Origin of the sequence: Enhygromyxa salina (assembly GCF_002994635.1) — a bacterium.
GTDB lineage: Bacteria > Myxococcota_A > Polyangia > Nannocystales > Nannocystaceae > Plesiocystis > Plesiocystis salina_B.
In genome coordinates this window covers 1-26,289 of the sequence record NZ_PVNL01000116.1, presented here as the reverse complement: position 1 = coordinate 26,289, position 26,289 = coordinate 1, and the positions used below count along the sequence as shown (strand labels likewise).

At 67.4% G+C, this 26,289-nt stretch carries 22 protein-coding genes and 1 rRNA gene; 11 read left to right on the top strand and 12 right to left on the bottom strand.

The genetic code is table 11. The annotated features are described in order from the left end of the window. Positions 1-121, bottom strand: a 16S ribosomal RNA gene (locus tag ENSA7_RS28770); the annotation flags it as partial. Between the two features lie 562 nt (positions 122-683). Between ENSA7_RS28770 and ENSA7_RS28765 the strand changes: the two genes are divergently transcribed. From ENSA7_RS28765 to ENSA7_RS28745, 5 genes are all read left to right on the top strand, one after another. Continuing rightward, complete coding sequence (locus tag ENSA7_RS28765; protein WP_181234213.1) at positions 684-1,604, top strand: DMT family transporter; 921 nt, start codon at positions 684-686, stop codon at positions 1,602-1,604. Between the two features lie 16 nt (positions 1,605-1,620). Further along, a complete protein-coding gene (locus tag ENSA7_RS28760) occupies positions 1,621-2,889 on the top strand; it encodes an aspartate aminotransferase family protein (protein WP_106092578.1) in 1,269 nt (422 codons plus the stop codon). Between the two features lie 77 nt (positions 2,890-2,966). Beyond that, entirely contained in the window at positions 2,967-3,815 is an 849-nt protein-coding gene (locus tag ENSA7_RS28755; protein WP_146158244.1) for a TlpA disulfide reductase family protein, read from the top strand. A 102-nt stretch (positions 3,816-3,917) separates the two neighbouring features. Next, a complete protein-coding gene (locus ENSA7_RS28750; RefSeq protein WP_106092576.1) occupies positions 3,918-5,357 on the top strand; it encodes an MATE family efflux transporter in 1,440 nt (479 codons plus the stop codon). 68 nt (positions 5,358-5,425) lie between these two features. Then, on the top strand, positions 5,426-6,700 hold the full coding sequence (locus ENSA7_RS28745) for a hypothetical protein (RefSeq protein WP_146158243.1): 1,275 nt from the start codon (positions 5,426-5,428) through the stop codon (positions 6,698-6,700). Positions 6,701-6,705: 5 nt separating this feature from the next. Here the strand turns inward: ENSA7_RS28745 and ENSA7_RS28740 are convergent, their stop codons facing one another. Both ENSA7_RS28740 and ENSA7_RS28735 read right to left on the bottom strand, forming a co-directional pair. After that, positions 6,706-7,698 carry a helix-turn-helix transcriptional regulator gene (locus ENSA7_RS28740; RefSeq protein ID WP_106092574.1) on the bottom strand — a complete coding sequence of 331 codons (993 nt, stop codon included), beginning with the start codon at positions 7,696-7,698 and terminating at the stop codon, positions 6,706-6,708. 34 nt (positions 7,699-7,732) lie between these two features. Then, complete coding sequence (locus ENSA7_RS28735) at positions 7,733-8,560, bottom strand: metallophosphoesterase (protein WP_181234212.1); 828 nt, start codon at positions 8,558-8,560, stop codon at positions 7,733-7,735. A 336-nt stretch (positions 8,561-8,896) separates the two neighbouring features. On the opposite strand from ENSA7_RS28735, the gene ENSA7_RS28730 reads away from it, so the two are divergent. The 4 genes from ENSA7_RS28730 (at position 8,897) to ENSA7_RS28715 (ending at position 11,847) form a co-directional block, all read left to right on the top strand. Beyond that, entirely contained in the window at positions 8,897-9,385 is a 489-nt protein-coding gene (locus tag ENSA7_RS28730) for a hypothetical protein (protein ID WP_106092572.1), read from the top strand. Positions 9,386-9,482: 97 nt separating this feature from the next. Then, a complete protein-coding gene (locus ENSA7_RS28725; RefSeq protein ID WP_106092571.1) occupies positions 9,483-10,058 on the top strand; it encodes a thioredoxin domain-containing protein in 576 nt (191 codons plus the stop codon). 72 nt (positions 10,059-10,130) lie between these two features. After that, complete coding sequence (gene preA / locus ENSA7_RS28720) at positions 10,131-11,231, top strand: NAD-dependent dihydropyrimidine dehydrogenase subunit PreA (RefSeq protein WP_106092570.1); 1,101 nt, start codon at positions 10,131-10,133, stop codon at positions 11,229-11,231. A gap of 373 nt (positions 11,232-11,604) precedes the next feature. Beyond that, the gene (locus ENSA7_RS28715; RefSeq protein WP_106092569.1) at positions 11,605-11,847 is read left to right on the top strand and encodes an RNA recognition motif domain-containing protein; all 243 of its coding nucleotides are present in this window, start codon (positions 11,605-11,607) and stop codon (positions 11,845-11,847) included. Between the two features lie 8 nt (positions 11,848-11,855). Here the strand turns inward: ENSA7_RS28715 and ENSA7_RS28710 are convergent, their stop codons facing one another. Genes ENSA7_RS28710 through ENSA7_RS28695 form a run of 4 tightly spaced genes read right to left on the bottom strand, consistent with a single transcriptional unit; the run spans position 11,856 to position 17,578 of the window. After that, positions 11,856-12,716: a hypothetical protein gene (locus tag ENSA7_RS28710; protein ID WP_106092568.1), complete on the bottom strand. Its 861-nt coding sequence runs from the start codon at positions 12,714-12,716 to the stop codon at positions 11,856-11,858. Beyond that, the gene (locus ENSA7_RS28705) at positions 12,713-14,224 is read right to left on the bottom strand and encodes a sigma-54-dependent transcriptional regulator (protein ID WP_244923940.1); all 1,512 of its coding nucleotides are present in this window, start codon (positions 14,222-14,224) and stop codon (positions 12,713-12,715) included. The genes ENSA7_RS28710 and ENSA7_RS28705 overlap by 4 nt, the downstream gene beginning before the upstream one ends. 18 nt (positions 14,225-14,242) lie before the next feature. Continuing rightward, on the bottom strand, positions 14,243-15,625 hold the full coding sequence (gene hisS / locus ENSA7_RS28700) for a histidine--tRNA ligase (RefSeq protein ID WP_106092567.1): 1,383 nt from the start codon (positions 15,623-15,625) through the stop codon (positions 14,243-14,245). A gap of 33 nt (positions 15,626-15,658) precedes the next feature. Further along, positions 15,659-17,578 carry a M20/M25/M40 family metallo-hydrolase gene (locus tag ENSA7_RS28695; RefSeq protein ID WP_181234211.1) on the bottom strand — a complete coding sequence of 640 codons (1,920 nt, stop codon included), beginning with the start codon at positions 17,576-17,578 and terminating at the stop codon, positions 15,659-15,661. Positions 17,579-17,885: 307 nt separating this feature from the next. Here ENSA7_RS28695 and ENSA7_RS28690 point away from each other — a divergent pair, with 307 nt between their 5' ends. Next, on the top strand, positions 17,886-20,297 hold the full coding sequence (locus ENSA7_RS28690) for a UvrD-helicase domain-containing protein (protein WP_181234210.1): 2,412 nt from the start codon (positions 17,886-17,888) through the stop codon (positions 20,295-20,297). A gap of 121 nt (positions 20,298-20,418) precedes the next feature. On the opposite strand, the gene ENSA7_RS28685 is transcribed toward ENSA7_RS28690, so the two are convergent. The 3 genes from ENSA7_RS28685 to ENSA7_RS28675 form a co-directional block, all read right to left on the bottom strand. After that, entirely contained in the window at positions 20,419-20,997 is a 579-nt protein-coding gene (locus ENSA7_RS28685) for a hypothetical protein (RefSeq protein WP_106092564.1), read from the bottom strand. Between the two features lie 528 nt (positions 20,998-21,525). Then, positions 21,526-22,068 (bottom strand): hypothetical protein, encoded by a 543-nt coding sequence (locus ENSA7_RS28680; protein ID WP_146158242.1) that lies wholly within the window; start codon positions 22,066-22,068, stop codon positions 21,526-21,528. A gap of 209 nt (positions 22,069-22,277) precedes the next feature. Then, positions 22,278-23,558: an ATP-binding protein gene (locus ENSA7_RS28675; RefSeq protein WP_106092562.1), complete on the bottom strand. Its 1,281-nt coding sequence runs from the start codon at positions 23,556-23,558 to the stop codon at positions 22,278-22,280. A 234-nt stretch (positions 23,559-23,792) separates the two neighbouring features. Here ENSA7_RS28675 and ENSA7_RS45095 point away from each other — a divergent pair, with 234 nt between their 5' ends. Continuing rightward, positions 23,793-24,254: a hypothetical protein gene (locus ENSA7_RS45095; RefSeq protein WP_219908074.1), complete on the top strand. Its 462-nt coding sequence runs from the start codon at positions 23,793-23,795 to the stop codon at positions 24,252-24,254. Positions 24,255-24,272: 18 nt separating this feature from the next. Here the strand turns inward: ENSA7_RS45095 and ENSA7_RS28665 are convergent, their stop codons facing one another. Both ENSA7_RS28665 and ENSA7_RS28660 read right to left on the bottom strand, forming a co-directional pair. Continuing rightward, the gene (locus ENSA7_RS28665; RefSeq protein WP_146158240.1) at positions 24,273-24,914 is read right to left on the bottom strand and encodes a hypothetical protein; all 642 of its coding nucleotides are present in this window, start codon (positions 24,912-24,914) and stop codon (positions 24,273-24,275) included. Between the two features lie 912 nt (positions 24,915-25,826). Continuing rightward, entirely contained in the window at positions 25,827-26,285 is a 459-nt protein-coding gene (locus ENSA7_RS28660) for a GFA family protein (RefSeq protein ID WP_106092580.1), read from the bottom strand. Positions 26,286-26,289: the final 4 nt, after the last annotated feature.

The window sequence follows — 26,289 nt, the reverse complement described above, 5'->3', positions numbered from 1 at the left end:
GGTTATCCACGTGTTACGCACCCGTGCGCCACTGTCCCCTCCGAAGAGGTTCTCGTTCGACTTGCATGTGTTAAGCCCGCCGCAAACGTTCGCTCTGAGCCAGGATCAAACTCTCCAGTTTGATGTTGTGATGTCTTCCTCACGGTTGACATCGCGCTCGACCTTGCGGCCGAGTCTGGCTGCCCCCTGCTTGATCTCTCATCAGGAGGACTTTGGTTTTTTGTCATTCATGAAGGTTGCCCCTCATGTGACGAGGTTGTCGACCATTGCTGATCGACGGCCCCGCGGGCGGTCTCGGTGTGCTGCGCTCGAGCGTGCTCGGGCGCAAAACCGGACCGTGCGGTTTCGTGGTCCGTGTTCCTGCTCTCCAGTTTTCAGGCAGCGTCACCCGACCGTCGAGGAGTTTGGCGTCTCCGCCAAGGACTCTTCCGGGCCAGGGGTTGGGATCTCTAGGCCACGGGCAGGCGTGGGTCAAGGGCTTTGGGAAAAAAAATGATGCGGCCGCTGGGACGCCGAATTTGCGGCTTTAGAGGCGGCTTGACCCCGTCGGCCCCGGGCCGTGGCGCGAGCGCAAGGCGCGGATGGGTGGGCGAGGAGCCCCGAGCGAGTCAAACGATGTTTTCGCCGCGCGGTCTGTCGGGCTCCGGGATGACGCACGACGCGTTCGGAAGTACTCAGCGCCCGTGAGCGAAGTCGTGAACGAAAGGTCGCGCGAGGGGCGGCTCACGATCGAGCGCGGGTCCGAGCGCTCGAGCAAGCTCGGGCTGCTGTGGATGTTGCTCGGGACCGGGTGCTTCGTCGGGATGGCCGCGTTCGTGAAGGCGCTCCGAGAGGACGGGCTCACGACCAGCGAGGTGATGTTCTGGCGCACCGCGCCAGGGCTGGTGTGGATCCTCGTCGAGCTGCGCGTGCGCGGCCAGGCGCTGCGTCCGAACGCGCCCGGGCCCGTGATCCTGCGCTCGCTGGCGGGGCTCGGGGCCATGGCGGGCTACTTCTATGCGCTGCGCGCCCTGACGCTGATCGAGAACACTGTGCTCAGCTTGCTGCAGCCGGTGCTCGTCGCGGTGCTCTCGCCGACGATCCTCGGGGAGCGGCTGGATCCACGCGCGCTGGTCGCTCTGATCGTGGCGGTGCTCGGGGCCCTGGTGGTGCTGCGGCCCGACGAGGCCTGGCGCGCGAACCTCCCGCTGCTGCCGATCGCGGCCGGGGCGATCTCGGCGTTGCTCTCGGCGCTCGCGCACATCATGGTCCGCAAGGCCACGGCCAAGGACTCGCCCGAGCTGGTCGTGCTGTGGTTCACGGTCACCGTGAGCGTGGGCGCGCTGATGATCGGGCTCGCGCGCGGTGAGTTCCTCGAGCTCCCGCCAGGCGTGATCTGGAAGATCGCGGGGATGGCCGGCTTCGGGCTCGCGGGTCAGCTGCTCATGACCCGGGCCTACGGGCGCATGGCCGCGCCGATGGTCGCGGTCGTCGCCTACGCCGCGATCCCGCTGTCGATGCTGGTCGATCTCGCCTGGGGTGTGCGGCCGGGCATCAACGACGCCCTGGGCTCGCTGTTGATGGTGATCGCAGGCGTGGCTCTGGTTCGCAGCCGACGCGTGTGAGAGAAGCACGAGCAACATGACCAGCTCGGGCGTCCAAGGCCAACCACGTGAGGATCTGCGCTGGCCCACCTACCCAGGCCACGGGATCGTGCTCGACGCCGCGGTCTATGACGAGGGTCGGGTCGGCGGGGCGCTGCGGGTCCGCGACACCAGCGGGAAGATCTACCTCGACGCGATCGCCGGGATCGGCACCGCGGTGCTCGGTCACGCGCACCCGGCCTGGGTCGAGGCGATCCATCGCCAGCTCGAGAAGCTCGGCGCCGTCGCCAACACCTACGGTCACGTGCCCCAGCAGCAGCTCGCGGCCCGGCTCGGCGAGCTGTTCCCGATCGACGCGGGGCGAAGCTTCTTCACCAACAGCGGCGCCGAGGCGACCGAGGCGGCGATCAAGCTGGCCCTGCGCGCGACCGGACGCGACGTGATCGTCGCGTTCGAGCGGGCGTTTCACGGGCGGACGCTGGGGGCGATCTCACTGACCGCCAACCCCGCCTACCGCGACCCCTACGTGACGTGCAGCGGTGAGGCGCACACGGGCCGGTTCGCCTCGGCCAACGTCGTGCGCGTGCCCTTCAACGATGAGGCGGCGCTCGAGCAGGTGTTCGCCGAGCTCGGCCCGCGGATCGCGGCGGTGTTCATCGAGCCGATCCAGGGCGAAGGCGGGGTCTGGCCGGCCACCAAGCAGTTCCTCCTGGGCGCGCGCGAGCTGTGCGATCGCCACGGCGCGCTGCTCGGGCTCGACGAGATTCAGAGCGGCTGTGGGCGGACCGGGCGGTGGACCGCGTGGGAGACGATCGTCGGCGACGACGCCCAGCCCGACATCATCTGGCTGGCCAAGGCGCTCGGCGGCAGCTTCCCGATCGGGGCCTGCCTGACCACGCCCGCGCTCGCTGAACACATGGGCCCCGGCACCCACGGGACGACCTTCGGCGGCAACCCGATCGCCTGCGTCGCGGCCCTGGCGACCTTGCGGATCATCGAAGAAGAGGGGCTGCTCGATCACGCCGCTGCGCAGCTGCCCACCTTGGAGAAGATCGCCGCGGACGCGCCCCACCCGGAGGTCGTGGAGATCCGCGGCGCGGGGGCGATGATCGGAGTGCAGATCGGCGGCCTCGACGACGGTCGCGCCAAGCAGATCGCGCCCGCGCTGATCGAAGCGGGCGTGCTGGCGACGACGCCGGGCGGCCACACGCTGCGCTTGCTGCTGCCCTACCGGGCCGGCGAGACCGAGCTACGCGAGATCTGGCAGGCGATGGCGCGAGCTTGCGCGACCGTGCCCCCCGCTTGAAGAGTGATTGTTCCCACGAGCGCGGTTTGCCCAGGGGCGAGGCCGCGCGCGATCTGGATTCGGCTACCATCTCGGCGATGTTTGATCGTGCCTCGATCCTCAGTCGCGTTGGTCTGCTGTCCATGGTCGGGATGGTCGGGATGATCATGGTGCTCGGCTGCAAGCCGGACCCCGTCGCGCCGACGACCGATCCCGAGTCAGCCGCGGACCCAGGCGGGCCGACGGCGGTCGCCGAGCCGGTCGAGACCCAGCCGCCGGAGCCCGGCTCGGCGGTGGTCGCCGCGAACGACGACGCCGCCGAGGACAATGACGCCGTCGCCGCCACCGACGACCAAGACGACGGACAGGACGCCGACTCCGACAGCGCCGACCCAGCCGCCGACCCAGCCGCGAAGCCAGACCCCAAGCAGCCGCAACCGGTGGCCACGCAAGAGCGCGACCCGCTGCCCAAGCCCGCCCACAAGCTCACCGGCCCCGCGTGTCAGCAGAGCTTCGCGGTGGGGAGCAAGGTCAAGGGCTTCCGCCTGCCCAGCGTCGATGGTGAAAAGACGATCTCGCCGAACGGCTACCGCAAGCGGGTTCTGCTCCTCAATTTCTGGGGGACGTGGTGCAAGCCCTGCCTCAAGGAGCTGCCCGAGTTCGACCGCCTGTACCGCAAGTACCGCAAGCACGGCCTCACCCTGGTCGCTGTCGCAACCGACGAGGAGCCCAAGGCCGTGCAAGCGTTCATCGACAAGCACAAGCTTCGGGCCAAGGTCGCGCTGGCGGGCGAAGAAGCCGCGGGCGCCTACAACCGCCCAAACTTCCCGTTCTCGTTCGTGATCGACGGCTCGGGCAAGATCGTCGCCGCCTACGAGTTCATCGACGACAGCTGTATGGGCGACCTCGAGCAGGTGATCCGCGACGAGCTCGAGAAGTTGGATTGATTTCACAAAACCAGACAGACGCGCGCCGGCGATCGGCTACAACGCGTGTGCGCACCGGTACGCCTTCGTTGGGCTGATCCGGCCTGCGCCTGAGGCCCACACTTGGTCAAGCTCACCGACGTAGCCGACGAACCGGACCAAGCCGACAAGGGCCTGCGCCTGCTGCCGAACTGGTCGCTGATCCGCAAGGTGCTGTACCTCGGGTCGTTCGTGATGCTCGCGATGTTGACGCAGTACTTCGTCAACGCCGCGGACAACCTCATGGTCGGCCGGCTCGACGACGCCGCCGAGGCCACGGCCTCGCAGGCCGCGCTGGGGCTGGGGATGCCGCTGTACTGGGCGGTCGGTGGGTTCTTCGCGGCGATCTCGTATGGCGCCCAGGCGATGACCGGGCGTCGCTACGCCGAGGGCGATCCAGAGCGCGCGGGTCAGGTGCTGTTCAACGCGGTGCTGGTCTCGGTGTTCGCGGGCGCGCTGGGCATCGCGGTCGGGTGGTTCAGCGGTCCGCATGCCGTCAATTTCTTGGCCGAGGCCAGCGAAGAGCAAAAACAGCTCGGCACGGTCTACGTGCAGCTGCGGGCCCTGGGGATCGGGGCGATGGTCTCGACCTTCGCGTTCAAGGCCTTCTTCGACGGCATCGGTCGCACCTACGTGCACCTGATCGCCGCGGTGGTCATGAACGTGTTCAACATCGGGCTGAACTACCTGCTGATCTACGGCAACGATCGGCTGGGGATCCCGCGGATGGGCCTCGCGGGTGCCGGCTGGGCGTCGATGATCGCCACCTATCTGGGCCTGGCGATCATGATCGCCGTGAGCCTGGCCCCGCGCTACCGCCAGCGCTTCAAGTTCTATCGGCTCAAAAATTTCGACCGCACGGTGATCACCAACATCGTCAAGCTGATGCTCCCGGCCGGGTCGGCCAGCTTGATCCTGATGACGGGCTTCTTGCTGTTCTTTAAATTCGTCGGGCAGATCGACGCCGACATGGGCACGGGCAACACGTACTCGGCCGCGACCAAGGCGCTGATGGACACGGCCGCGCTGTGCTTCATGCCGCTGCTCGCGTTCGGCACGGCCACGGCCACGGCTGTCACCCAGAGCCTCGGCGCCGGCAAGCCCAACCTCGCCGCCCGCTACGGCTGGGACTCGGTCCGCGTCGGCCTCCTGGCGATGATCCCGATCATCGCCGCGTTCTTGATCTGGCCCGAGCAGATCATCTCGCTGTGGGCACCGAATGACCCTGCCGTCGCCGCTGCCGGCGCGTCCTCCCTGCGCCTGGTTGCGACCGCGCTCCCGATGCTGGTGGTGGCGATCATCTTGTCGCAGTCACTCTATGGCGCCGGCGCGAACGTGTTCGTGATGATCGCCGAGGGCATCCTCCATGTCGGCTGCCTGGTGCCGCTGAGCTGGTTCTTGGGTCCGCACCTCGGGTTTGGCATGGAGGGGATCTGGAGCGCCGCGGTCATCTACGTCAACGGGCTCGGGCTGGTGATGGGCGCCAAGTTCCTGGCCAAGGGCTGGCGCTCGATCAAGCTGTAAGCAGATGTGGGTGGCCATCGCTGGCCAGGTTTTTGCGGTGTCGGGAACGAGAGGCGTATCATCAGACCATGCGTCTGCTTGTGCCCCCTCTCGCGCTCGCCACGACTTTGATCATCCCGTCCGTCGCGCTGGCGAGCCCGTTCGCGGTGCCGCTGACGGCGAATGATCTGAACCTCCTGGTTCACGCCCCGCCGGCCACCACCTCGGCGCCGGTCGAAGCGGACGCAGCGGACAGCGAAGCCCCGGCCGCAGACGACGACGCCCCCGCCGCAGACGACGACGCCCCCGCCGCAGACGAAGCCGACGTCCCGACCGGCGACGACGAGGCGATCGATCCCACGACCGGCGACCCGACCGAGGGCGAGGTCCTCGAGGATGACGAGCTCGAGGACGACCTCGAGGGCGCGCCCGCGAAGCGGGGTGACTTCAACGCCAACGCGATCGGCCTGCGCGGCGGCATCCACCTGATCCCCTCGTACCTTTTTAATGCCGGCTTGGCGTCGTACAGCAACTCCATGTGTCGCAACGAGGTCGGCGGCTGGGGCGAGCAGAACGGGCTGGTCAAGGTCGGGGGCTGCAGCTTCTATCTCGGCGGCGACTACATCCGCCGGGTCACCCGCGCCTTCGATATCTCCGTTGGTGTGGGCTACCTACACATCCAGCCGCCGGACTCGCTGTGGCTCGACAAGGACGAGTGGGATCGCGACAGCTGCACGACCGACGAGGGCAGCGGCAGCAAGTGCAACCTCGGCGCGGCCGACTACACCGAGATCGATCTGCGGATGTTCACCGCCGAGGTCAACTTCATCGGCCGCGGCACGCTGTACCGCAACGCCGACGTCGAGATCCAGATGGGTGGCGGCGGTGGGATCGGCATCGGCGTGTTGATCGGTGACGGTGTGCGCCGGACCCCGCTCGGCCCCAACCCCGGCTCACCCGATGACGCTGGTTCGTGCCAGACGCTGGCGGACACGGCCGACTTCCGCAAGTGCACGCCCCGCTACTACGACGACCAAGACATCGCCCAGGGCGGCATGCCGGACCCGTCGACCGATGACGTCGACGCCAACGGCGGCAACGCCCCCAACGGCAAGATCTCGACCGACAGCAGCTTCGCTCGCTGCTCCCGCGACAAGTGCGACGGCGGAGACCTCGACGCCTTCGGCGCGACCGAGACCGGCGGCACCTGGCCGGTCTACCCGCTGATCAACATCCTTGGCAGCTTCCGCGTGATCGTCAAAGACTCGTTCGGGATCAGCATCGAAGGCGGCATCAAGGACGGCTTCTTCTTCGGCGGCGGCATCCAGTACTACTTCGGCGGCGGCGGCAAAGACAAAAAATAAACTGGCTAGGAAAGCCTCTCGACGAGGATCTGCGCGTGGGCCAACACGACCTCGCGCAGCTCGTCGGGCGCGATCGACTCGAGCGCGTCGCCGAGCGACAGCAACCGCCGGGCCAGTTCGCGACACGAGCGGTAGGCCACGCGCCGCTCGAGCAGCTCGCCCTCCTCGATCCACACGTCCTGCTGGCCGGGATCCCACACGTTGTGGTGGACCCAGCGGGCGACGGGCGCCCGGATTCGCAGCACGGCGACGCCTGGGCGATCCTCATCGATCCCGAACGCAGGATCGTGGTCGCCCCAGATCTTGTCGGGCGTCGGCACCGCCTCGCGCGGGGTCAGCCCGGCGATCACCTCGGTGGCTTCGATCTGCGCGACCCGAAAGCTGCGCGGCTCCTTGTGAGTGCGAGAGTAGGCGCGCAGGTACATGTTGCCGTCGTGCAGGCGCAGCTGCCAGGGCTCGACGTCGTGGATTCGCGACCCACCCGCGCTGCTCCACGGGCTGGCGTAGCGGATCTGCACGACCTGCTTGCCGATCGCACCAAACAACACCGACAGCACGCTGGGGTCGGTGCGGCTGCCAGTGGTCAGGGTTGCAACCAGCGTCCCGGGCCGCGTGCCCTCGCTGGGGGTCCGCCCGCGGTCACGCATCTCGGCGTCCATCTGCTCGGCGAGCCGGCGCAGGCGCGAGGTGATCTCCTCGTCGGCCAGGGGCGCGAGCAGAGCCTCGGCGAACAACACCGCGGAGAGATCCTGCGGATCGGGGTCAGTCAGGGGCAGGGTGAAGTGAGGGTCGCGAAGCACCCAGCGCCCCGCGGCCCGATCGAACTCCACCGGCGAGTCGCAGTGGTCCCGCAGCCACGTCAACGCGCGCTGGATCGACGGGTACGAGACGTCCGCGACCTTCGCCAGATCTTCTTTGGTCGCCGCACCGTGCTCGCGCAGGTGACGAAGCAGCACCCTGGCGGTCTCCTTGACCAACTCCGACGGCCCGTCGCTCATGCCCGAGAGACTACCCGAGCCGCGGGCCCAGCGGTCACGCCGGCGGGCGCATGTCCCGGTTTGCGACGCTCACGAACTCGCCCTCGGGGTAGCGCAGCGCGACCAGTGGGCCGCCGCGCCCCGCTCGAAAGTCGAGGCACGCCGCGTTGGCGCCAGGCCCGGTCCAACCCGGCGAGGTCGGCGTGTGCTCGGGCCAGGGGAACCAGTAGTGGCCAAACACGACCTTGGGCGCGTCGGCCGGGTACTCGTTCCACCAGGCGACGCGCTGGGTCTCGCGCCAGTGCCCGCCGTGGTCGAGGTAGCGCGGACAGGCGCGCTCGGGGCCCTTGATGCACAGCTCGAACGCCTGCTCGAGCCGGCCTCCAGGCGCGCTGGCCCGGAGCAGCTCGGGGGTGTCCACGCGCGCTGGTAGCTGCTCGATCGCGGCGGGGTCCCAGTACGCGTGGACGACTCGCAGGCGACCCTCGTCGAGCAACAGCGAGGTCGGCTGTGACTCGATGAACGCCCGCGCTCGGTCCCAGCGCCGCGGCGACGCCTCGATCTGGATCAGCGTGGTCTCGAACTGCGCCCGGTTCTTTTCGCTGTGCTCGCGCAGCCCCTCGACGTAGTGCAGCGCGTTGAGTTCGTGATTGCCCAGCACCATGTGTGCGCATCCGTGCTCGACCAGCTCCGCGATCCGCTCGACACACCCGAGCGGATCCGGGCCCCTGTCAATCAGATCACCCACCGAGATCAGCGTGCGCCCGTGAGGGTGATACCAACGCGTGCCAGCGCACAAATAGCCGAGCCGCTCGAGCATCGCGTCGAGCGTGCAAATTGTGCCGTGCACGTCACCGAGCAAGTCGAACGGTCCCAGGTTCACGCAGGAAGTGTAATCGAACTGCACTTTCGACCAAGCCCGAGGCCGTCAGACAAAATTTTGCGCGCTCGCGAAGGGGACTATGATGATTGTGACGGCGGTTCACACGCGCAAAACAGCGCGATTCCCTGTCCAAAAGACCACATTTTGGACGTTGGTGCACAACCGGCCGAACGGCCGCTAATGTCGATCTGCGGCGGCACCGTCGGGTTCGACCTCGGGGGGGTGTGAAACCGGAATCAGCGCACCCCCCATTGTCCAATTGGACAGTGATGATCACAACTCGAGAAGCGGCCGGCAAGATGTTCACATTCGAATCAAGTGTGCTATAGTCGCCGCGTGTCTACCTTCGAACGGGAATTCAACTCCGCGGTCGAAGCCGTCGAACGCGACGTCTTCATCAACCTCGTGTGCGAGAACCCGCAGCTGACGCTGGCCGAGCTGACGAGGCTCGGGAAGGGGAAGTTTGCCGGGCTGCTCGGCACGGTGTGTGTTGGTGACATCATCGAAGCCGGCGGCTCTGCAAGCGGCGACGCTGTGGTGGATCTCAAGGCCAAGCCCAACGGCAAGGCCAGGGGCAGCCACACCAAGACCAAGCAAGCCAAGTCCAAGGCCGTCAACACGCGCACGCCCGAGGGGCGCCGTGCCTATGACGCGGCGGTGCTGGCGATCGTCGAGGCGGCAGACCACCCAATCAAGGCGCCCGAGATCACGACCAAGGTCGGCGGGACCGCGCTGCAGGTTCGCAAGGCGCTCGCGCGCCTGATCGAGCTCAACCAGGTCACTTGGGAAGGCAAGGCTCGCGGCATGCGATACAGCGGCGTGTGAGCCGCCCGCGCCCCCCAGCTCGTCGTGAACGAGCTCGCTTCCCCACCTCGAAGAGCGCAGGTTGCTTCGGCCCCTGCGCTCGGGCTATGCACACCGCATGACGCGAACACGAGCGCGCGCGCGCCTGCTGTGTGGTCATCGTCTGGTCACGCTCGGCGTGGTGATCGTCGGCGCTGCCTGCGAGCCCCCCGCGACCGCCCCCGATCCCAGCGCGTCCGAAAAAGTTGCGAGCGAAGCTTCGCCAGCCGAGGCAGATCCGCTCGTCAGCTACGACCTTCGTCGGCTCCGCCCGCGCGAAGACGAGCCGCTCGCCGACATGTTCGAGCGGGTTCGCGTCCAGGCGATCGGCGAGCACAAGCGCGTCGCGGTGCTGTTCTCGGCCGACTGGTGTGAGCCCTGCCGCCACCTCGACCTCGAGCTCGGCAACACCCACCCCGAGTCCATGATCGGCGACGTTCGGATCCTCGAACTCAAAGAAGACGACTGGAGCGTGGGCGCGCGCATGGACGAGTACAACGCGCTGCGCCGCCGGTGGGAGCCCGTGCTCAACACCTACCCGCTGCTGCTGCTGCTCGACGCCGAGGGCCAGCGGGTCGAAGAGATGAAAGACGCCAAGCTGCGGCTCGAACAGGCCGGGCTCGAGCCGACCCTGCCCGTGTGGTTCTCGTCGTGACCCGGCCGCCCCGCGGCCTCTGAACACTTTTTCTGTGCCCCTGCCGGGGGCCCAACCAGGTTACTCTGGGGCATGGCCCCGAGTCTGAGCGTCGTCGTCAACGGCATCGAGTTCGACAACCCCTTCCTGCTTGGTTCAGGACCGCCCGGCACTAACGCCCGGGTGATCATGAAGTCGTTCGAGCTTGGCTGGGGGGGCAACGTCGCCAAGACGATCAGCCTCGACCACTCGAAGGTGATCAACACCAACCCGCGCTACGCCAAGCTCCGCGATCCAGACGACGACAAGAAGGTGATCGGGTTCGAGAACATCGAGCTGATCTCCGACCGTCCGTTCGACACCTGGCTCGAGGAGTTTCGCGAGATCAAGAAGCGCTGGCCAAACAAGGTGCTGGTCGCCTCGATCATGGAGGAGTACCGCAAGGAGGCGTGGGTCGAGATCGTCGAGCGCGTGCAAGAGACCGGCGTCGACGCGTTCGAGATGAACCTCTCGTGCCCGCACGGCCTGCCCGAGCGGCGGATGGGGGCGGCGATGGGCTCGAACCCCGAGATCGTCGGCGAGGTCGTCGGCTGGGTTAAGTCGGTCTCGAAGATCCCCGTGTGGGCCAAGATGACCCCCAACGTCGGCGACGTCACCGCCTCGCCCCGGGCCGCGGTCGAAGCCGGGGTCGACGGGCTGGCGGCGATCAACACGATCTTGTCCGTGGTCGGCATCGACCTCGACACGCTGCGACCCATGCCGACCGTCGAGGGTCACTCGACCCCGGGCGGCTACTCGGGCATGGCCGCGCGGCCGATCGCGCTGCGCCACGTCATGGAGATCGCCAAGGCGCTGCCGAACACCCCGATCTCCGGGATGGGCGGGATCTACTCGGGCGGCGACGCCGCTCAGTTCGTCGCGCTCGGCTGCCACACCGTCCAGGTCTGCACGGGCGCGATGTTGCAGGGCTACAAGGTGATCAAGCAGCTGACCGTCGAGCTCCAGGCCGTGCTCGAGAAGCATGGCTACGACAGCCTCGAGCAGCTGCGCGGCGCCGCGTTGCCCTACTTCACGACCCACTCGAACCTGGTCGAGCGCCAGCGTGAAGCGAAGAAAGACCTCGCGCTCGAGCGCGACGCCTCGACCTGGCAGGGTGAGATCGACAAAGAGACTGACTCCCTCACGGCTAACTAAGCCCCCCCGCGAACGCACTGCACTTTGCCGAAGGCGGACGCTTCGCGTCCGGTCGCTCGCTGCACTCGCTCGTCGGGCCGGCCGTTTGTTCGCAGCCGCATGTGTGGCCCCCCGAGGGGGGGCTCCTTGGCTCGCTACTGAGGCTTCGTCCTTTGTCGAAGGCGGACGGTCGGCGGGTTGTGGGGTGCGCGGATGTGTGGCCCCCCGTGGGGGCTTTTTGGCTCGCCGGTGGGACTTTGTTGTTTGTCGAAGGCGGACAGGCGGCGGGTTGTGGGGTGCGCGGAAATGGGCTGTGGGTGGTGATCGATCTCAAGTTGTGGCGTCAATTCTGCGCGCACCACCCGGTGTCGTGGGTGTAGGTATATACGTACAGATGAGCATGGTGACGCTCTACATCGGTGGGCTCGACCCACACGTCAGCGAGGGCCAGCTGCTCGGGCTGTTCGCCGACTTTGGGGTGGTCACGCAGACGCGGCTGGTCACCGACGACGATGGGGTGTGCCGGGGGTTTGCGTACGTGACCTTCGAGGATGATCTCTCGGCGGCCAAGGCTCGCGTGGCACTCAATGGCAAGCAGATCCAGGGGCAGACGCTGCGCGTGGCGTTGGCTACCTAGAGCGCTCGTCAGTCGTCGTGGGGCGCGGGGGTGTCCGGCAGGCGCAGCGAGGGGATGCTCTTGCTGCCAACCACCAGGAGCGAGACGTTGCCGTAGGAGCCGGCGGCGATCTCGGTGAGGATCTCGTCGTAGTCGTAGTCGCGCTGGGGCTCGGCTCGGGTGGCGCCAGCGGCCTCGGGCGGGAGCGTAAACGCGTCGGGGGCGAGCTTCGGCTGACGGTCGATCTTGGTCGCCTCGATCGTGAACGCCGAGCCCTCGTAGCGCAGCAGCAGGCCGGTCTCCTCCCACATGCACACGTTCTGGGCGGCGATCCGCGTCTCGAGGCACGAGACGCCGAGCAGCTCGGTCCGATCCCCGCCGCCGGCGGCTTTGCGTTGCTCGGCGAGCAGCTGGTGCCAGGCGCGGATCGACTCCATGACGGGTGCGCGGGCGGGCGGGTCGAGCCGCAGGTAGGCGCGGGCGAGCTCGGCGAGGTGGTTGTCGCTGAGCTCGCCGGGGTGGCCCTCGTTCGCGGTCCAGATCTGCCGGGCGTTGACGATCGTGACGCCCGCGGCGCGCAGCTGGGTGTCGCCCAGGGTCGAGACCAGCTCCCACTGATCCCGGCGTTGACCACCAGCGGTGATCTGGGTCGTCATCGTGCCCGTGAGCGCGGGGCCGGTGATGGTGTACTCGACCTCGATCGCCTCGGCGCCTTCAGGCAGCGGCACCAGCTCGGCGAGGAACTCGGCCTCGGTGGCTGGGATCGGCGCGAGGACCTTGGCGTGTTCGGCGGCGGATCCGGCTTCCGTCTTGCGCTCGGAGCCGGGGCAGCCGAGCAGCAGCGCCGCGAGCGGGACCAGGCACGCCAGCGAGCGGGGCAGCTGGCTCAACGCTCGCCTCGCTGGATGCCGAGGATCTTGAGCTTGCGGTGCAAGTGGGTGCGCTCGATGCCGAGCAGCTCGGCGGTGCGCGAGACGTTCCACTCGTTGTCGCGCAGCCGCTGCAGGATGAACGCGCGCTCGACCGCCTCGCGAAACGCCTTGAGCGGGAGCTCGGACTGGCCACGCAGCAGCTCGGCGAAGCGCTCGTCACCGGTGGCCAGCGCGCCGCCGAGCTGATCCCCGATCCCGTCGCCGGTCCCGTCGTCGGCCGACTCGTCGCTGCGCAGCTCGGGCGGGACGTCGTGGATGTCGAGGTCGCCGTCGGACAGCACGACCATTCGCTCGATCACGTTGCGGAGCTCGCGGACGTTGCCGGGCCAGTCGTGACGCGCGAGCGCGGCGAGGCCCTGCGGGTCGATCTCGCGCCGGGCCAGGCCGTTCTCTTCGCAGGCCTGATCGATGAAGTGGCGGACCAGCAGCGGGACGTCGTCGAGCCGCTCGCGCAGCGGCGGCATGCGAATCGGGACCACGGCGAGCCGGAAGAACAGATCTTCACGAAACTCGCCCGCGCCGGCCATCTCTTGCAGGTTGCGGTGGGTGGCCGCGAGCACGCGGACGTCGACCTGGATCGGGGTGTGGCCGCCGACCCGGGTCAGCTCGCCGCTCTGCAGCACGCGCAGAACCTTGGCCTGGGCGTCGAGATCCATGTCGCCGATCTCGTCGAGGAACAGCGTGCCCCGGTGGGCGACCTCGAACAGGCCCTTCTTTTGCCCGACGGCGCCCGTGAACGCGCCGCGCTCGTGACCAAACAGCTCCGACTCGATCAGCTCGCGCGGGATCGCGGCGCAGTTGACCTTCACGAACGCGTGGTCGTGGCGGTCGGAGGCCTCATGGATCGCGCGGGCGATCAACTCTTTACCGGTGCCGCTCTCGCCGGTGATCAGGACCCGCGCCTTGGTCCGGCCGACCTTGGAGACCATCCGCATCAGCTCGCGCATGGGCTCGGCGGTGCCGATGATCTCGCCGTGCACGCGCTGGCGAAGATCACGGAGCTCGCGCTCGGCCTTGCTCTGGCGCAGCGCGTTGCGGACCGACACGACCACGCGATCGCGCGAGAGCGGCTTCTCGAAGAAGTCGAACGCGCCCAGGCGCGTGGCCCGGACCGCGTCGGCGACCGAGGCGTGGCCGGAGATCATGATCACGGGCAGCGGCGGGTGCCCGTCCTCGCCGAGCGCCGAGAGCCGCTCGAGCACCTCGATGCCAGAGATGCCGCCGAGCATGACGTCCATGATCACCACGTTGGGCAGCTCGCTGGCGAGCATGGGGTCGGCCGCGTCGGCCGCGAGCGCGGCCTCGAGCAGCTCGAGCGCCCGCTCACCGGTCTCGGCCTCGTGGACGGTCGCGCCCTCGCCCTCGATCACCATTCGCAAGGTGCGACGGATGTTCTTCTCGTCGTCGACGACGAGCACCGTGCCGGTGAAAACCGGCGCCTCTTCACTGGAATTGGGCTGGTTCAACGCGGCGCCGATCTTACGCTACTCGTCGGCGCTGGCCAACGCGGCCAGGCGAGACCGATCGATCTCGGCGATCGGGACCGTGAGTTGCCGCCCCGAGCTGAGGTGCTTGATCGTCAGCTCGCCAGCCGCGAGCTCCTTGTCGCCCAGGATCCCCGCAAACCGGGCCTTGACCCCGTCGGCGTCCGCGTACTGCAGCTGCTTGCCGAGCTTGGCCTTGTCCGGGAACACCTCGACCTCGAGCCCCGCCGCGCGCAGCTGCGTGGCTACGCCGACGACCGCGGCTGGCGGCACGCCCAGCCAGCACAGCATCAGGTCCGGGCCGAACTGCTGGGTCGGGAACATGTCGCGCTCGGCCATCACGACCAAGATCCGCTCGAGCCCGAGCGAAAACCCGACAGCGGGGACCTGCTGCTTGCCGAACATGCCGACCAGGTCGTCGTAGCGGCCGCCACCGCCGAGCGAGCCGGCGAGATCCGGGACGGCGATCTCGAAGATCGGGCCGGTGTAGTAGCCGAGCCCGCGGGCGAGATCGGGGCTGACCTGCAGGTGCGCGCCAGCGGGGTTGTGCGCGCACAGCTCGAGCAGCTCGCCGAGCGCGTCGATCGCTCGCTGGCCGCGCTCGTCGACCTGGCCGCGCAGCTCGGCGAGCAGCTGCGCGTTGTCGCGGGTCGCGGTGGCCAAGATGTCGAGCAGCGCCTGCCCGGCCGCGCTCGCGATCCCGCGCTGCTCGAGCTCGGCGACGACGCCGTCGCGGCCGATCTTGTCGAGCTTGTCGACAGCGACCAGCGCGGTGCCCTCGAGCGCCTCGTCGATCCCGGCGGCGCGGATCATCGCGCGCAGCAGCTCACGGTGGTTGAGCCGGATCGTGAACTGCTCGAAGCCAAGCTCGCCCAGCACCGTCGCGACGGCGGAGCAGACCTCGGCCTCGGCGATCATCGAGGTCGTGCCCGTGATGTCGACGTCGCACTGGTAGAACTCGCGAAACCGACCCTTGCCCGGCCGGTCCGCCCGCCACACGGGCTGGATCTGGTAGCGCTTGAAGAACCGCGGGAGGTCCTGATACTGGGCCACGACCCGGGCCAGCGGCACGGTCAGGTCGTAGCGCAGGCCCTGATCCGCGAGCTCGGACTCGAGCGCGACCCGGCCCTCGCTGGCCGCCTGCTCGAGCGGGCGCGCCAGGGCGTCGCGGCGGTGCAGCAGGCGATACAGCAGCTGGTCCCCCTCGTCGCCGTACTTGCCCAGCAGCGTGGACAGGTGCTCGATCGAGGGGGTCTCGAGCGGCGCGAAGCCGTGGGCCTCATAGACCCGGACGATCACGTCGATCACGTGGCGGCGACGCAAGACCTCCGTTGGCAAGAAGTCCCGCATGCCGCTCGGTGGCTTGGTGCTTGGCTTGCTCACGACCGGGCGAGCATAGCTGCGCAGCCCTGTCGGTCAATCCGCGTCGGGCTCGGCCTCGGCTTCGATCATGTTGCCGTGGACATCCACGCGGCGCAGCACGGTAGTTGGATCGCTGCCAGGCAGACCACGACCGATCCCGTCGCCTTGCTTGGGCTCGGCCCAGGTGATCGCGCGACCGCCCGCGAGCTCCCAGATCACGTCGCTGACAAGCTGCCCGATCGTGCCGAGACCCTCGATGTTGATCTCGTCGATCTCGTCGCCCGCGCGGTGGTAGTCGCCGTGCATCCCGGTAAAGAAGAACAGCACGGGGATCTGGCGGCGAAACCACCACGCGTGATCGCTGCGCGTGGTCGTGCTGCCTTCGTAGAGGATCTCCATGCCGTAGTTGCCGAGCTCATCGAGCAGCGGCATCCAGTCGTCGCTGCTGCCGAGCCCGCCGATCGCGAGCCCGCGCGGCCCGAGCCGACCGACCATGTCGAGGTTGACCATCGCGACCACCTGGCCTTGATCAAACGGCGAGGCCTCGATCATCGCGTGCGAGCCGAGCAGGCCCAGCTCTTCACCCGAGAAGTGAGCGAACACGATCGTGCGCTGGGGCGTGATCCCGGCCTGTTTGTAGGCGCGGGCGAGCTCGAGCAGCATCGCCGTGCCCGAGGCGTTGTCGTCGGCGCCGTTGCAGATCGCGTCACGGTCATCCTTGCGGACGATCGCCCGACAGCTGCCGAGCTCGTCGGTGCCGATGTGATCGAAGTGCGCGCCGATCATCACGACCTCATCGGTCTCGCCTTTGAGCTGCGCGAGCACGTTGGGGACCTCGAGCCCGTCGTCGACCAGCTCCGTCTTCAGCTGCGCCGTGACCCCCAGCGCGAGCGAGCGAGGCTGATAGTCGGCGTCGATCGCCGCTTGCACCTTCGACAGCGACTTGCCGCCGATCGAGAACAGCTTGTCGGCCTGCTTCCAGCGCAGCTGGACCACGGGGATCGGGGCCGGATCCGGGAGCACGCCGCGATTGGACTGCGGGCCGCCCCCTTCATCGCCCACGCCCGGCAGCAGATCGGCGTCGCGCGCCTGCTTGCCGACGAAGCTGCGTGGACCCTGCACGAAGATCACCCCGACCGCCCCGGCCGCGGCCAGCTGCGATGCCTTCGAGCTCATGCTGATCGCGCGCAGATCAAACTGCGGGCGGTCGCCATTTTGGGCCATGAACACGCTGGCCAGCGCCATCAGATCCAGGCTGGCCTTGGGGTCGGCGACCTTCCAGTAGCTGTCACCGAGGTCCTTGGTGTTCACGAACGGCTCGACGAGATCGACCAGATCCTGGCGGACCTTGGTGTGCAGCTTGGTGAGCTTGGCGGTCGCGTCGGCCTCGCGCAGCGGCGCGGCGGCGGCCTCGAAGTCCTCGGCGAGCTTTTGCATGGCACCGAACAGCGCCATCAGATCCGGGGTGTTGGGGGCCTGGGCGAGCACCAGGGCGATCTTTCCGGTCAGGTCCTGGCCGGCGAGATCGTCGTAATGATTGATCGTGGCTGCTGATCCACCCTCCACCGGCTCGAGCGGCGCCTCACGCGTCCAGCTGAGCCCGTAGCCAACGAACACGACCTCACCCGCGGCGGCTCCCGACACGCCCTCGCCGCGCGGCGTGAATTGCTCGGCGCCGAGCTCGACGGGCTTGCCCTTGCGCTGGACGGTCAGCTCTTGATGTTCACCGGCCTCGACCTTCGTGCGCAGTCGATAGCCCAGGCGCATCGACGTGGCGCCGTCGACGGGCTCGAGCCCGAGCTGCTCGTAGCGCTGCGAGATCCAGCTGGCCGCCGCCTCGATCTGCGGACCGTCGAGGGTGTAGCGGCCCTGGCGTTCGTCGCTGGCCAGCCACTCGATCGACTCGAACATCCCCTGCGCATCGACAGCCGGTCGGATCGGCACCGCCGCCGTGAGCTCGGCAGCGTCGTCCACGGGCGGCAGCGTCGGTGGCTCGGAGCGACACGCGACCACGCTCGCGACCAAACTGACACCCAACAGAACCACACGCGGCAACGATCGATTGTTGGGCATGAGGCGTGCAATATCACGGACGACGGGCGCATGACCCCCGACCGGGCATCCCGCAGAATCCGGGCCCTGGGCCACAGGCGGGCTGCGGCGCCGGTCTAGCGCATCTGGCGCGATGACAGCCAGACGTCTCCACCCGCACACCTGCCCGTTCGCGCCCAAGCAAACGCAGGGGTGTCAACCGCCCCGGGTTTTGCTAAGGACGACGATCGTGTCCGACCCGGCCACAATTACGCCCCAAGCGCCCTCCGGTGAGCTCAGCCCGACCCACGCGCTCGACGATCGAGATCGCGTGATCGTCGACGCCGAGCTCAGCATCCTCGAGCGGGTCCGAGCCCGGCTCGAGCAGCTGCTCAACACCGACGCGCACCAGTTCGAGGATCTCAACAGCTCGATGATCGAGCTTCGCGACGAGATCGCCTGCGCCAAAGAGGAGGACCTGCCCTCGTTGATGGATCAGATGCACCAGCTCGCCGCGCTCAACGCCAAGCGCGGTTCGGGCCGGGACATCCCGGTCGATCCCAAGAGCCCCTACTTTGGCCACCTGCGCCTGCGCGAGGCTCGAGCGGGCAAGCAGCGCGACGTGCTGATCGGCAAGCGGACGATGCTCGACGGCGGCGACGGCCTGTCGATCGTCGACTGGCGCAACGCCCCGGTCTCGCGGCTGTACTACCGCTACGACGAGACCGACGAGTACGAGGAGGAGTTCGACGACCGCAGCATCGAGGGCACCGTGTTGATCCGCCGCAGCGTGGTCGTGTCCGACGGGCAGCTGCGCAGGATCGACGCGCCGCAGGGCAGCTGGGCGTGCGCGCGCTCGGGCACCTGGCGGGCGCTCGGGCACGCCGCCCGACCGACCCTGTCTGGTGGCACGGGCGCCGCCGTCCGGGTCCCGCGGGGCCGCCTGGGCATTCAGCAAGAGGATCTGGGCCGGGCCGACAAGCGCCTGCAAGAGATCACCGCGCTGATCGACAAGGACCAGTTCGATCTGATCACCAAACCGGACTCCGGGGTCGTGCTGATCCAGGGCGGCGCCGGCTCGGGCAAGACCACCGTCGCGCTGCACCGAGTGGCGTACCTGGCGTTTCAGGATCCGCGCCGGTTCGCGCCGGACCGCATGCTGATCGTGGTCTTCAACGAGGCCCTGGTCGAGTACATCCGCCACGTGCTGCCCTCGCTCAACGTCGAGGGGGTCACGGTCACGACCTACCGGCGCTGGAGCGCCGCCATGCTCAAGCGCCTGCAGCTGGACATCCCGGCCAAGCGCACGGAGTCGACGCCCGAGGCGGTCGCCCGGTTCAAGAAGCACCCGATCGTGATCGCGATGATCGACGAGCTGGTCGCCGAGGATCTGCGCAACGTCGAGGCCTCGCTGGTCGAGCGCCTGGGCGACCGACCGGGCGCGCGCGAGGTGCTCGCCCACTGGCGCAGCCTCGCCAAGCTGCCGCCCAGCGTCCGCGCCCGCCGGGCGCTGCGCTGGCTGCTCGAGGACGAGGGCCGCAACCTGCCGGCCAGCGCCCGCGCGGCCGCCGAGACCAGCCTCCGGGCGTTCCGCGAGGAGGTCGACGACGTGCTCGCGGACTGGGTCGAGCTGTTTGGTGACGCCGCGCGGATCAACGACGCGGTCGCGCGTCTGGCCCCAGACGCGTTCAGCGAGAGCGAGCTGATCACGATCACCCGCTGGTGCGGCAAGCGGGCCGCCGCGCTGAGCGACTGGCGCGACACCCCCGACGAGCAGCCGCCCGAGCCCGACGACGACGAGCCGCCGCGCCCAGCCCGAACCCCGCCGCGGCTCGACGGTGAGGACGACGCCGTGCTCATGCGGCTGATCCAGGCCAAGCGCGGCGGGATGTTCATCAAGGGCAAGCGGTTCGAGTACGAGCACATCGTGATCGACGAGGCTCAGGATCTGTGCCCGCTCGAGGTTCGCGTGCTGCTCGACACCGCGTCGGCCGGACGCAGCGTCACGATCGCGGGCGACAAGGCCCAGAAGATGATCTTCGACAACGGCTTCGTCGACTGGCCGCAGCTGCTCGAGGACGCCGGGCTGCCCCACGTCGCGATTCAGCCGCTCAAGATCACCTACCGCTCGACCCGCCAGGTCATGGATCTCGCCCAGCACGTGCTCGGCCACCTGCACGACCCCAACGACGATCTGATCGCCCGCGACGGCGCGCCCGTCAGCTACTTCGGGTTCTCGGACATGGGCGAGGCTGTCGCGTTCCTGGGCGAGGCGCTGCGCAACCTGATGCAGCGCGAGCCGACGGCCTCGGTCGCGTTGATCACCCGCTACCCGCAGCAGGCCGAGGCCTACTATGAAGCCCTGCGCATCGCCGAGGTCCCGCGCCTGCGCCTGGTCGCGCGCCAGGACTTCACCTTCTTGCCGGGCATCGACGTGACCGACGTTCGCCAGGTCAAGGGTCTCGAGTTCGACTACGTGGTCGTGCTGGATCCGACCCGGCAGAACTACCCGGTCCGCGATGGGTCCCGGCACCTGCTGCACATTGCGACCACGCGCACGGCCTATCAGCTGTGGATGGTCTGCTCGGGCGAGCCGAGCAAGCTGGTCCCGCACGGGCTGGTCGACGAGTCGGCCAACGAGGAAGTCGTCAAGGCTCAGTAGCGGCGGGGGCGGCTCTACCGGATCGCACAGACTCGGCGGCTGCCACCGTGCTCTGGGTCCGGGCCGTTACACCAACGCATCACCAACCTCGTCGCCGCGTTCTGGACCCAAAGGACGAAGATCAGCAGGGCTCGAGGGTATTCCCCGGGGGATCGCAGATCACGAGATCGAGGTTGTTCACAACATTCGGCTGGCAGCCCATCTCCGGGACCGCGATGAACTCCTCTAATTGTTCGTTACACCAAAACGGTTCTTCGACCACGATACACTCGGCGACGGGGACGCAGCCCTCGAAGACCGTTTGGCCCAGGCACACCATGTCGTTGCTGTAGTCGAGGTGCGTGTAGATCTTCAGCGCACAGCCGTTGGTCTGCTCGCAGAACTCTGCTGCGAGGCCGTCACACCGGACGCCGGGGTCACCGTCACCCGTGTCGACATCACCATCGCCAGTCCCGGCATCGCCATCTCCGTCGCCAGTCCCGGTATCGCCGTCGCCGTCGCCAGTCCCGGCATCGCCGTCGCCGTCGCCGGTCCCGGTGTCCACAACGCCATCTCCGGCTTCGGGGGCGGTCGAACCACTCTCGTCGCCCTTGTCGGCCGCGGTCTGGCGCGACTCGTCGAACGCGGGATTGTCGAGCTTGCAACCGCTGACGATCACGACCACCAGCGGAAAGGTCCAGATGAGCGAAGACCAAGCCATGCCCGCGAGTCTAGCAGCGGTTCGCCGGGATCATCAGCCATTGCGGCGCTCGACCACCTCCGCCCACCCGCTGACGGTTCCTCGACGGCTTCTTACTTGGGGCCCGACTTGTCTGGGGGAATTGGCGTGGCAGGCATGCCCGGTGCTCGCACGACTCCTGCTGCCAACCCTGCCCACGGGGGTTGGCGTGGAGGCCACACGCCCCCAACCGACGGCGTGGCGGTCGTCTGGGACGCCCCCGCAGGCTGCCCCGGCCCCACGGAGCTCGGCCGCGCGATTGAGCGCTTCTTGGATTACGAGCCACATCCATGCCCAAGAGTCTTCGTTCGTGCTGGAGCTCGAGCTCACGGCGGGCGCCATCGTCAAGCAGCACCGTGTGCTCCCCGCGACCTGCGCGAGGCCGACGTGCACGTTGATCCCAGCATGGGCACGCCCAAGTGGGATGGCGTGGATGTTCTTTGCGGATCAAACCCGCGCCGCGCCGCAACGCTCGGGGTGCTGGTGTGATTGGCTGCGGGCAAGGCATGATCAGCCGAGCCCGTGCGCTGTGCGGACCCACTGTGGCCAGCGTCCGCGCAGGCGGACGACCAGACCACCACAGGCGCCAGCGCGGTTGACCGTGTCGGCGAACGAGCTTTGCAGCTCGTAGAGTTTGGCCGTCCTCAGCTCGCGCGCGAGCGTGGGATAGTCTCGGGTCGAGACTGAGACCAGTTGCTTCGGATTGACCGTTTGCTCGAGCGTGGCAGCGTCGGCTTGCCATTGGTCCAGGATCGGTCCGACTGCCCCGCATTCTCGTAGCCGATCGACATTGGCAAAGAGCCATGCTTCGATCGAATAATGTGGTGCGAGCATGATGAGCTTGCTCATTCGAGCCTCGATCTGAGCCTCGCCGACATTCGATTCGGCGAGGTGACCACGCACAATGTCGCTGACCTTGCGACGAATGACCTCCTCGAAACGATCCAGGTTCGGCGATCGACCGGCGCCCCAGGCGACGTCGCTGTCGACGTGGAAGAACACGAAGCCATCGCTGCGTAGCACCTGCTCGGCGATCTGTTTACAGAGGCGCAAGATCTTGGGTTGATCTCGGGGTTTCTTGCTCTGCCACCGGTTACCGGGGACCGCCTCGCGTGCGGCGGCGTTGGCTGGGGCGAAGGTCAGCCAAGCTCCGTCCGCGTACTGTGGCGTGATCCAGTCGAAGATCCGTCGACACAGCTGCTCGAGAGTCTCGTGTGCCCACTTCGAATTGTCCTCGCTGATGAGCAGAACCGCGACTTCGCTCACCAGAGCCCTTTGTTGCGCATGATCTCGCTGATGTGCTGAAGACCGACGTCGAGGGACTTGAAGAACTCTTCGGTCTCTGTCTCGCTGAGGTTGCGCCAGATCATCTCGCCGGAGTCGGTGAGCTCGCAGATGACCAGATTGTGGTTGGTGCCGAAGGTCTCGCGGCTCAGCGGCAGGCAGTCGAGTAGCAGCGGGTTCTGGCTGGTGAGGAACGCCTGGGTACCGAGGTCTTCGATGAGCTCCAGGATCCGTTCGATCCACGAGTGGTGCATGCCGTTGGCGAGCTCGTCGACGATGATGGTCGACGGGTAGGCGTAGAGCTTGATCAGGACGGCGAGTAGGCGCTTTTCGCCGAAGGACAGGTAATGGTGGGGAATTTCGTTGCCGCTCGCGGTCGTCAAGCGGACCAGCGGGTTGGCGAAGACCCAACGTGTGACACCATCTTTGATCGTCGCCACGGTCTTCGTGAGGATCAGCCTTGCATCGGTATATTGTGAGAGATCGATGTACTGTGCCAGCGGTGGCGCGGCGCCGTCGAGCGTGATGATATCAACAATATCCGACCGAGTCTCCAATTGAGACATCAGCACCGCGTCGGCCAGATGATGGCCCGCGCTATACCACATCCCAGAGGTATCCGGACTTGTAACAAGCGTAATGCCCAGCGTCGGCGCGTGGTCGGGGTTCCCTTTGTCTGCTGCGAACAACTCTGCAAAGGATTCCACGCCTTCACGCACCCGTGAGCATGTGTGGTTTGGCGAACTGAGGATATCGACGGCGACACCTGATTTACCGTGGACGAGCGCGGCAAGTTCGGCAACCTCACCTGGGAGCGCGAGCCTGATCGCATGAATGAGCTCGAACTGGCCTCCCTTGGCCTCACTTGCAGGGACAATGCTCTTCCTTCGATACTGCCGACCACCATGAGAAACAGTCGACTCGGTCGCGTTGCTGTCAACGTAAACCGATGTATCCCCGCGGCAGAGCACGCCAGACAGTTCGAGCTTCGAACTGTTGTCGTTGGCCTTGACTTCGTTGCTCAGCGTCCCCTCGAAAGCAAACTCCCCGTCAACCAGCCGAAACCCAAGTTTGAAATTCTCGCGGCTAAACTCATGGAAGTTGTTCCGAACCAACGCCGAGATCAAACTCAGCAGCGTCGTCTTCCCCGCCCCGTTCCGCCCAACAACCGCGTTGATCTGCCCACCAAACGCCACCACTGACCCGGGCTTCACGTGGCGAAATTTATCCACCCGCAGGTAGGTGAGCTTGGACGACATTCGCCGGGCATCCTAGCACAACCGCGCCCCCCTCGAGCATCCCGGCACAGCCGGTCCACCCGCTCGAGCATCGTCGGCATCCGAAACCGCCCGTGCATGCGCTGGACATCGTCCGCCGCAGTCTGTGCGTCCATCCCGAGCGCCGTCACATCAGCGCCTGAGACATCCAATGCAGGGTCGGCGGGGTGTGAACGTCGCGCCACCGTGCTCTGGGTCCGGACAGCTACTGGTCTGGTGCCGCACACGATCGGTCGCACCGTCGTCGTCCGCGATCTCGTCGTCGAGCGAGCGGTCGTGACGTGCGAGCGCGCGAGCGAGTCGCTCGTGGATCCACCTCGCGACGTTCGTCGGGCGTACCTCGAAGCCATGGCCACGATCTTGCGACCGTCAGGCAGCATGGTCGCGCTGCTCTGGAACCATGGAGACGAGGGCGGACCGCCCTTCGACATGTCGCCCCTGTCGGTCGAACAGTTGATCGCGGGGGTGTTCTCGACCCACACCGACGTCTCCTTGCCCACGCTCCGAAAGCTCGAGAAGGGCGACTCCACGAGCAGCCTCGCAACGATGGCCAGCGCGCTGCAGGTGTTGGGTCTCGAGCAGGACATCGATCTGACCGCGGGTCACGACGAGCTCGGTCGCAAGCTGCAGGACATCCACCAGGTCGCGCCGCCGCGCGGGAGCAAGAAGCGGCCCTGACATGAGCACGCGCCACGATCAACTCGAGGTCGTCCTCGACGACGACTCGCTGAGACCGACGGCGGGGGCGGCCCTATGTGGATCGCCTTTGGCGCCGTGCGAGTTCCATAGCACCGTGGCACTGACTGCCGCGGTCACGATCATGAACAAGGTGAACACACCGCTGATGACGGGCGGCGAGGGCTCTGTACCGACGTTGATGACGACCACGGAGTCGGAGAACGACAGCCCAGGCACCAGCGCATCGGGCTTCGGGACGGGACCGGTGCGCAGCGTTCCCTCTACACGATCCTCGCCGTTGGTCAACGCCGCCCAGTCGATCGCTCGATCGCTGTCGATTGGGCCGAAGGTGGCCACGACCTCGACCGGGAACGCGCTGGTCCAACCATCTGCAACGATCGGCACGTTCACATAGGACAGGTTCTTACCCTGGTGGGCCCTGTTGGTGCTCGGGCGCACGTGCGCGTGCTCGGTGGCCACGCGTCCGCGTACGTTCAGCCAGTCCTGGTCCGCGTAGGTCTCGGCAAAATCCGCGATCTCGAGCCGGGTAGGCTCGGTCTCGCGGAGCGCGAGCAGGAGGTCGCGGGTTCCGATCCCAGCCGCAAACACGCTGCCGATCAGCAGCATCCCAACCTTGATGAGCTGCAGGCGATTCGGCACGCTGACCGCTTCTAGCACGTCGGCGCTCGACCTGGCGAGCACACCCTCGGCAGTACTGACGGACGGCAGTGGGCGCCGAGCCTCGCAGAGTCGTCGATCGACGCGCCGATCTGCCTGCAGCCCGCGTACCCGTGGGTGCTCGACATTCGAGTCCGGCCGCCCCCGCAGCGGCGGAGCGAGTTGATGAGACGATTCACTCCGCTAGCCGAATTTCGACAGTGTACGCAGGATCATCTGATGCGAACTGGGCCGTGGCTACCCGGTGCCGCCCCGGCTCGAAGTAATGTTGCTGCGTCTCTCCCCCCTCAATTGCGATCTTGGGCCGGTCAATCCATATGGTCTAGCCCTAGTTAGAGCGGCGGCATAGCCACGCGCGGCGGCGCGTGCAGCAGGTCACCGCCGACGCGGACTTCGTAGCTGTGCGCGTCGTCGCGGCCAGGGACGGCGACCGGCAGCGCAACGTATCTCGCCGCCCGGCTCTTGGGTCGGCTCGCAGCTGACGAATGGTCGACACCTGGCGGATGACACCAAGTCGTCGCGTCAGATCTCCGGCGCGCGAGGAGACGAGCCGCACAAACCGTGTGATTCGTCGCTCATGCGCGCCCGCAAGTCCACGAGCTTCCGTCCCGATCCGATCCGATCCTCGTGCTCGACTTCGGCAGCGCCACGGTGCGCGCGGCGTTGGCCTGAACCTACCGATCGGTACGGCCAGGACCCGAATCCGTCGAGGTAAGGAGCCGCTGCGCGCCGAGATCGAGGTCGTGGCCAGCACGCCCTCGCTCCTGCACTCGACCCTCTCCAACCTCGAGAGCTGGGCCCAGGGCCTGCGCGAGCGATGATCCGGCGACCCGACGAGCTCGTCGTGAGCGGTCCTGCTCGGGTGGGAGTGGGAGTGGGGAGGGGAGTCAGCCCTCAGCTCTGCGCGTGCACGAACCCGGCGATCAGATCCTCGTAGGCGTCCATTGGTGGGAACGTCTCGAAGCTGTGGGCCGCTGACGTCTTGGCCCAGGCCAGGGCCTCGCTGGTGTAGGTCTCGATGAAGGGCACGAACCAGCTCGGGTCATCGAGCATGGTCGCGCGGATGTTGACGAAGCCCATGTCGGGCTCGATCCGGGTAAACAGCCAGCTCTTGCACCACTCACAGTGATGATGACGGGCCTGCTCGCCATGGAGGCCGCCGATGACCGGCTCGCCCGCGGTCACCTCGAAGCCGTCGCTGGGTACGGCGACCGAGGTCGAAAACGCGCTCGCGCTCATCTTCTGACAGCCGACGCAGTGGCAGGCCATCGTCAGCATCGGTGGCCGGGTCACGCGAAAGCGAACTCGCTCGCAGCGACAGCCGCCTTCGATCGGGAGGGGGGGCATGGGCATGGGT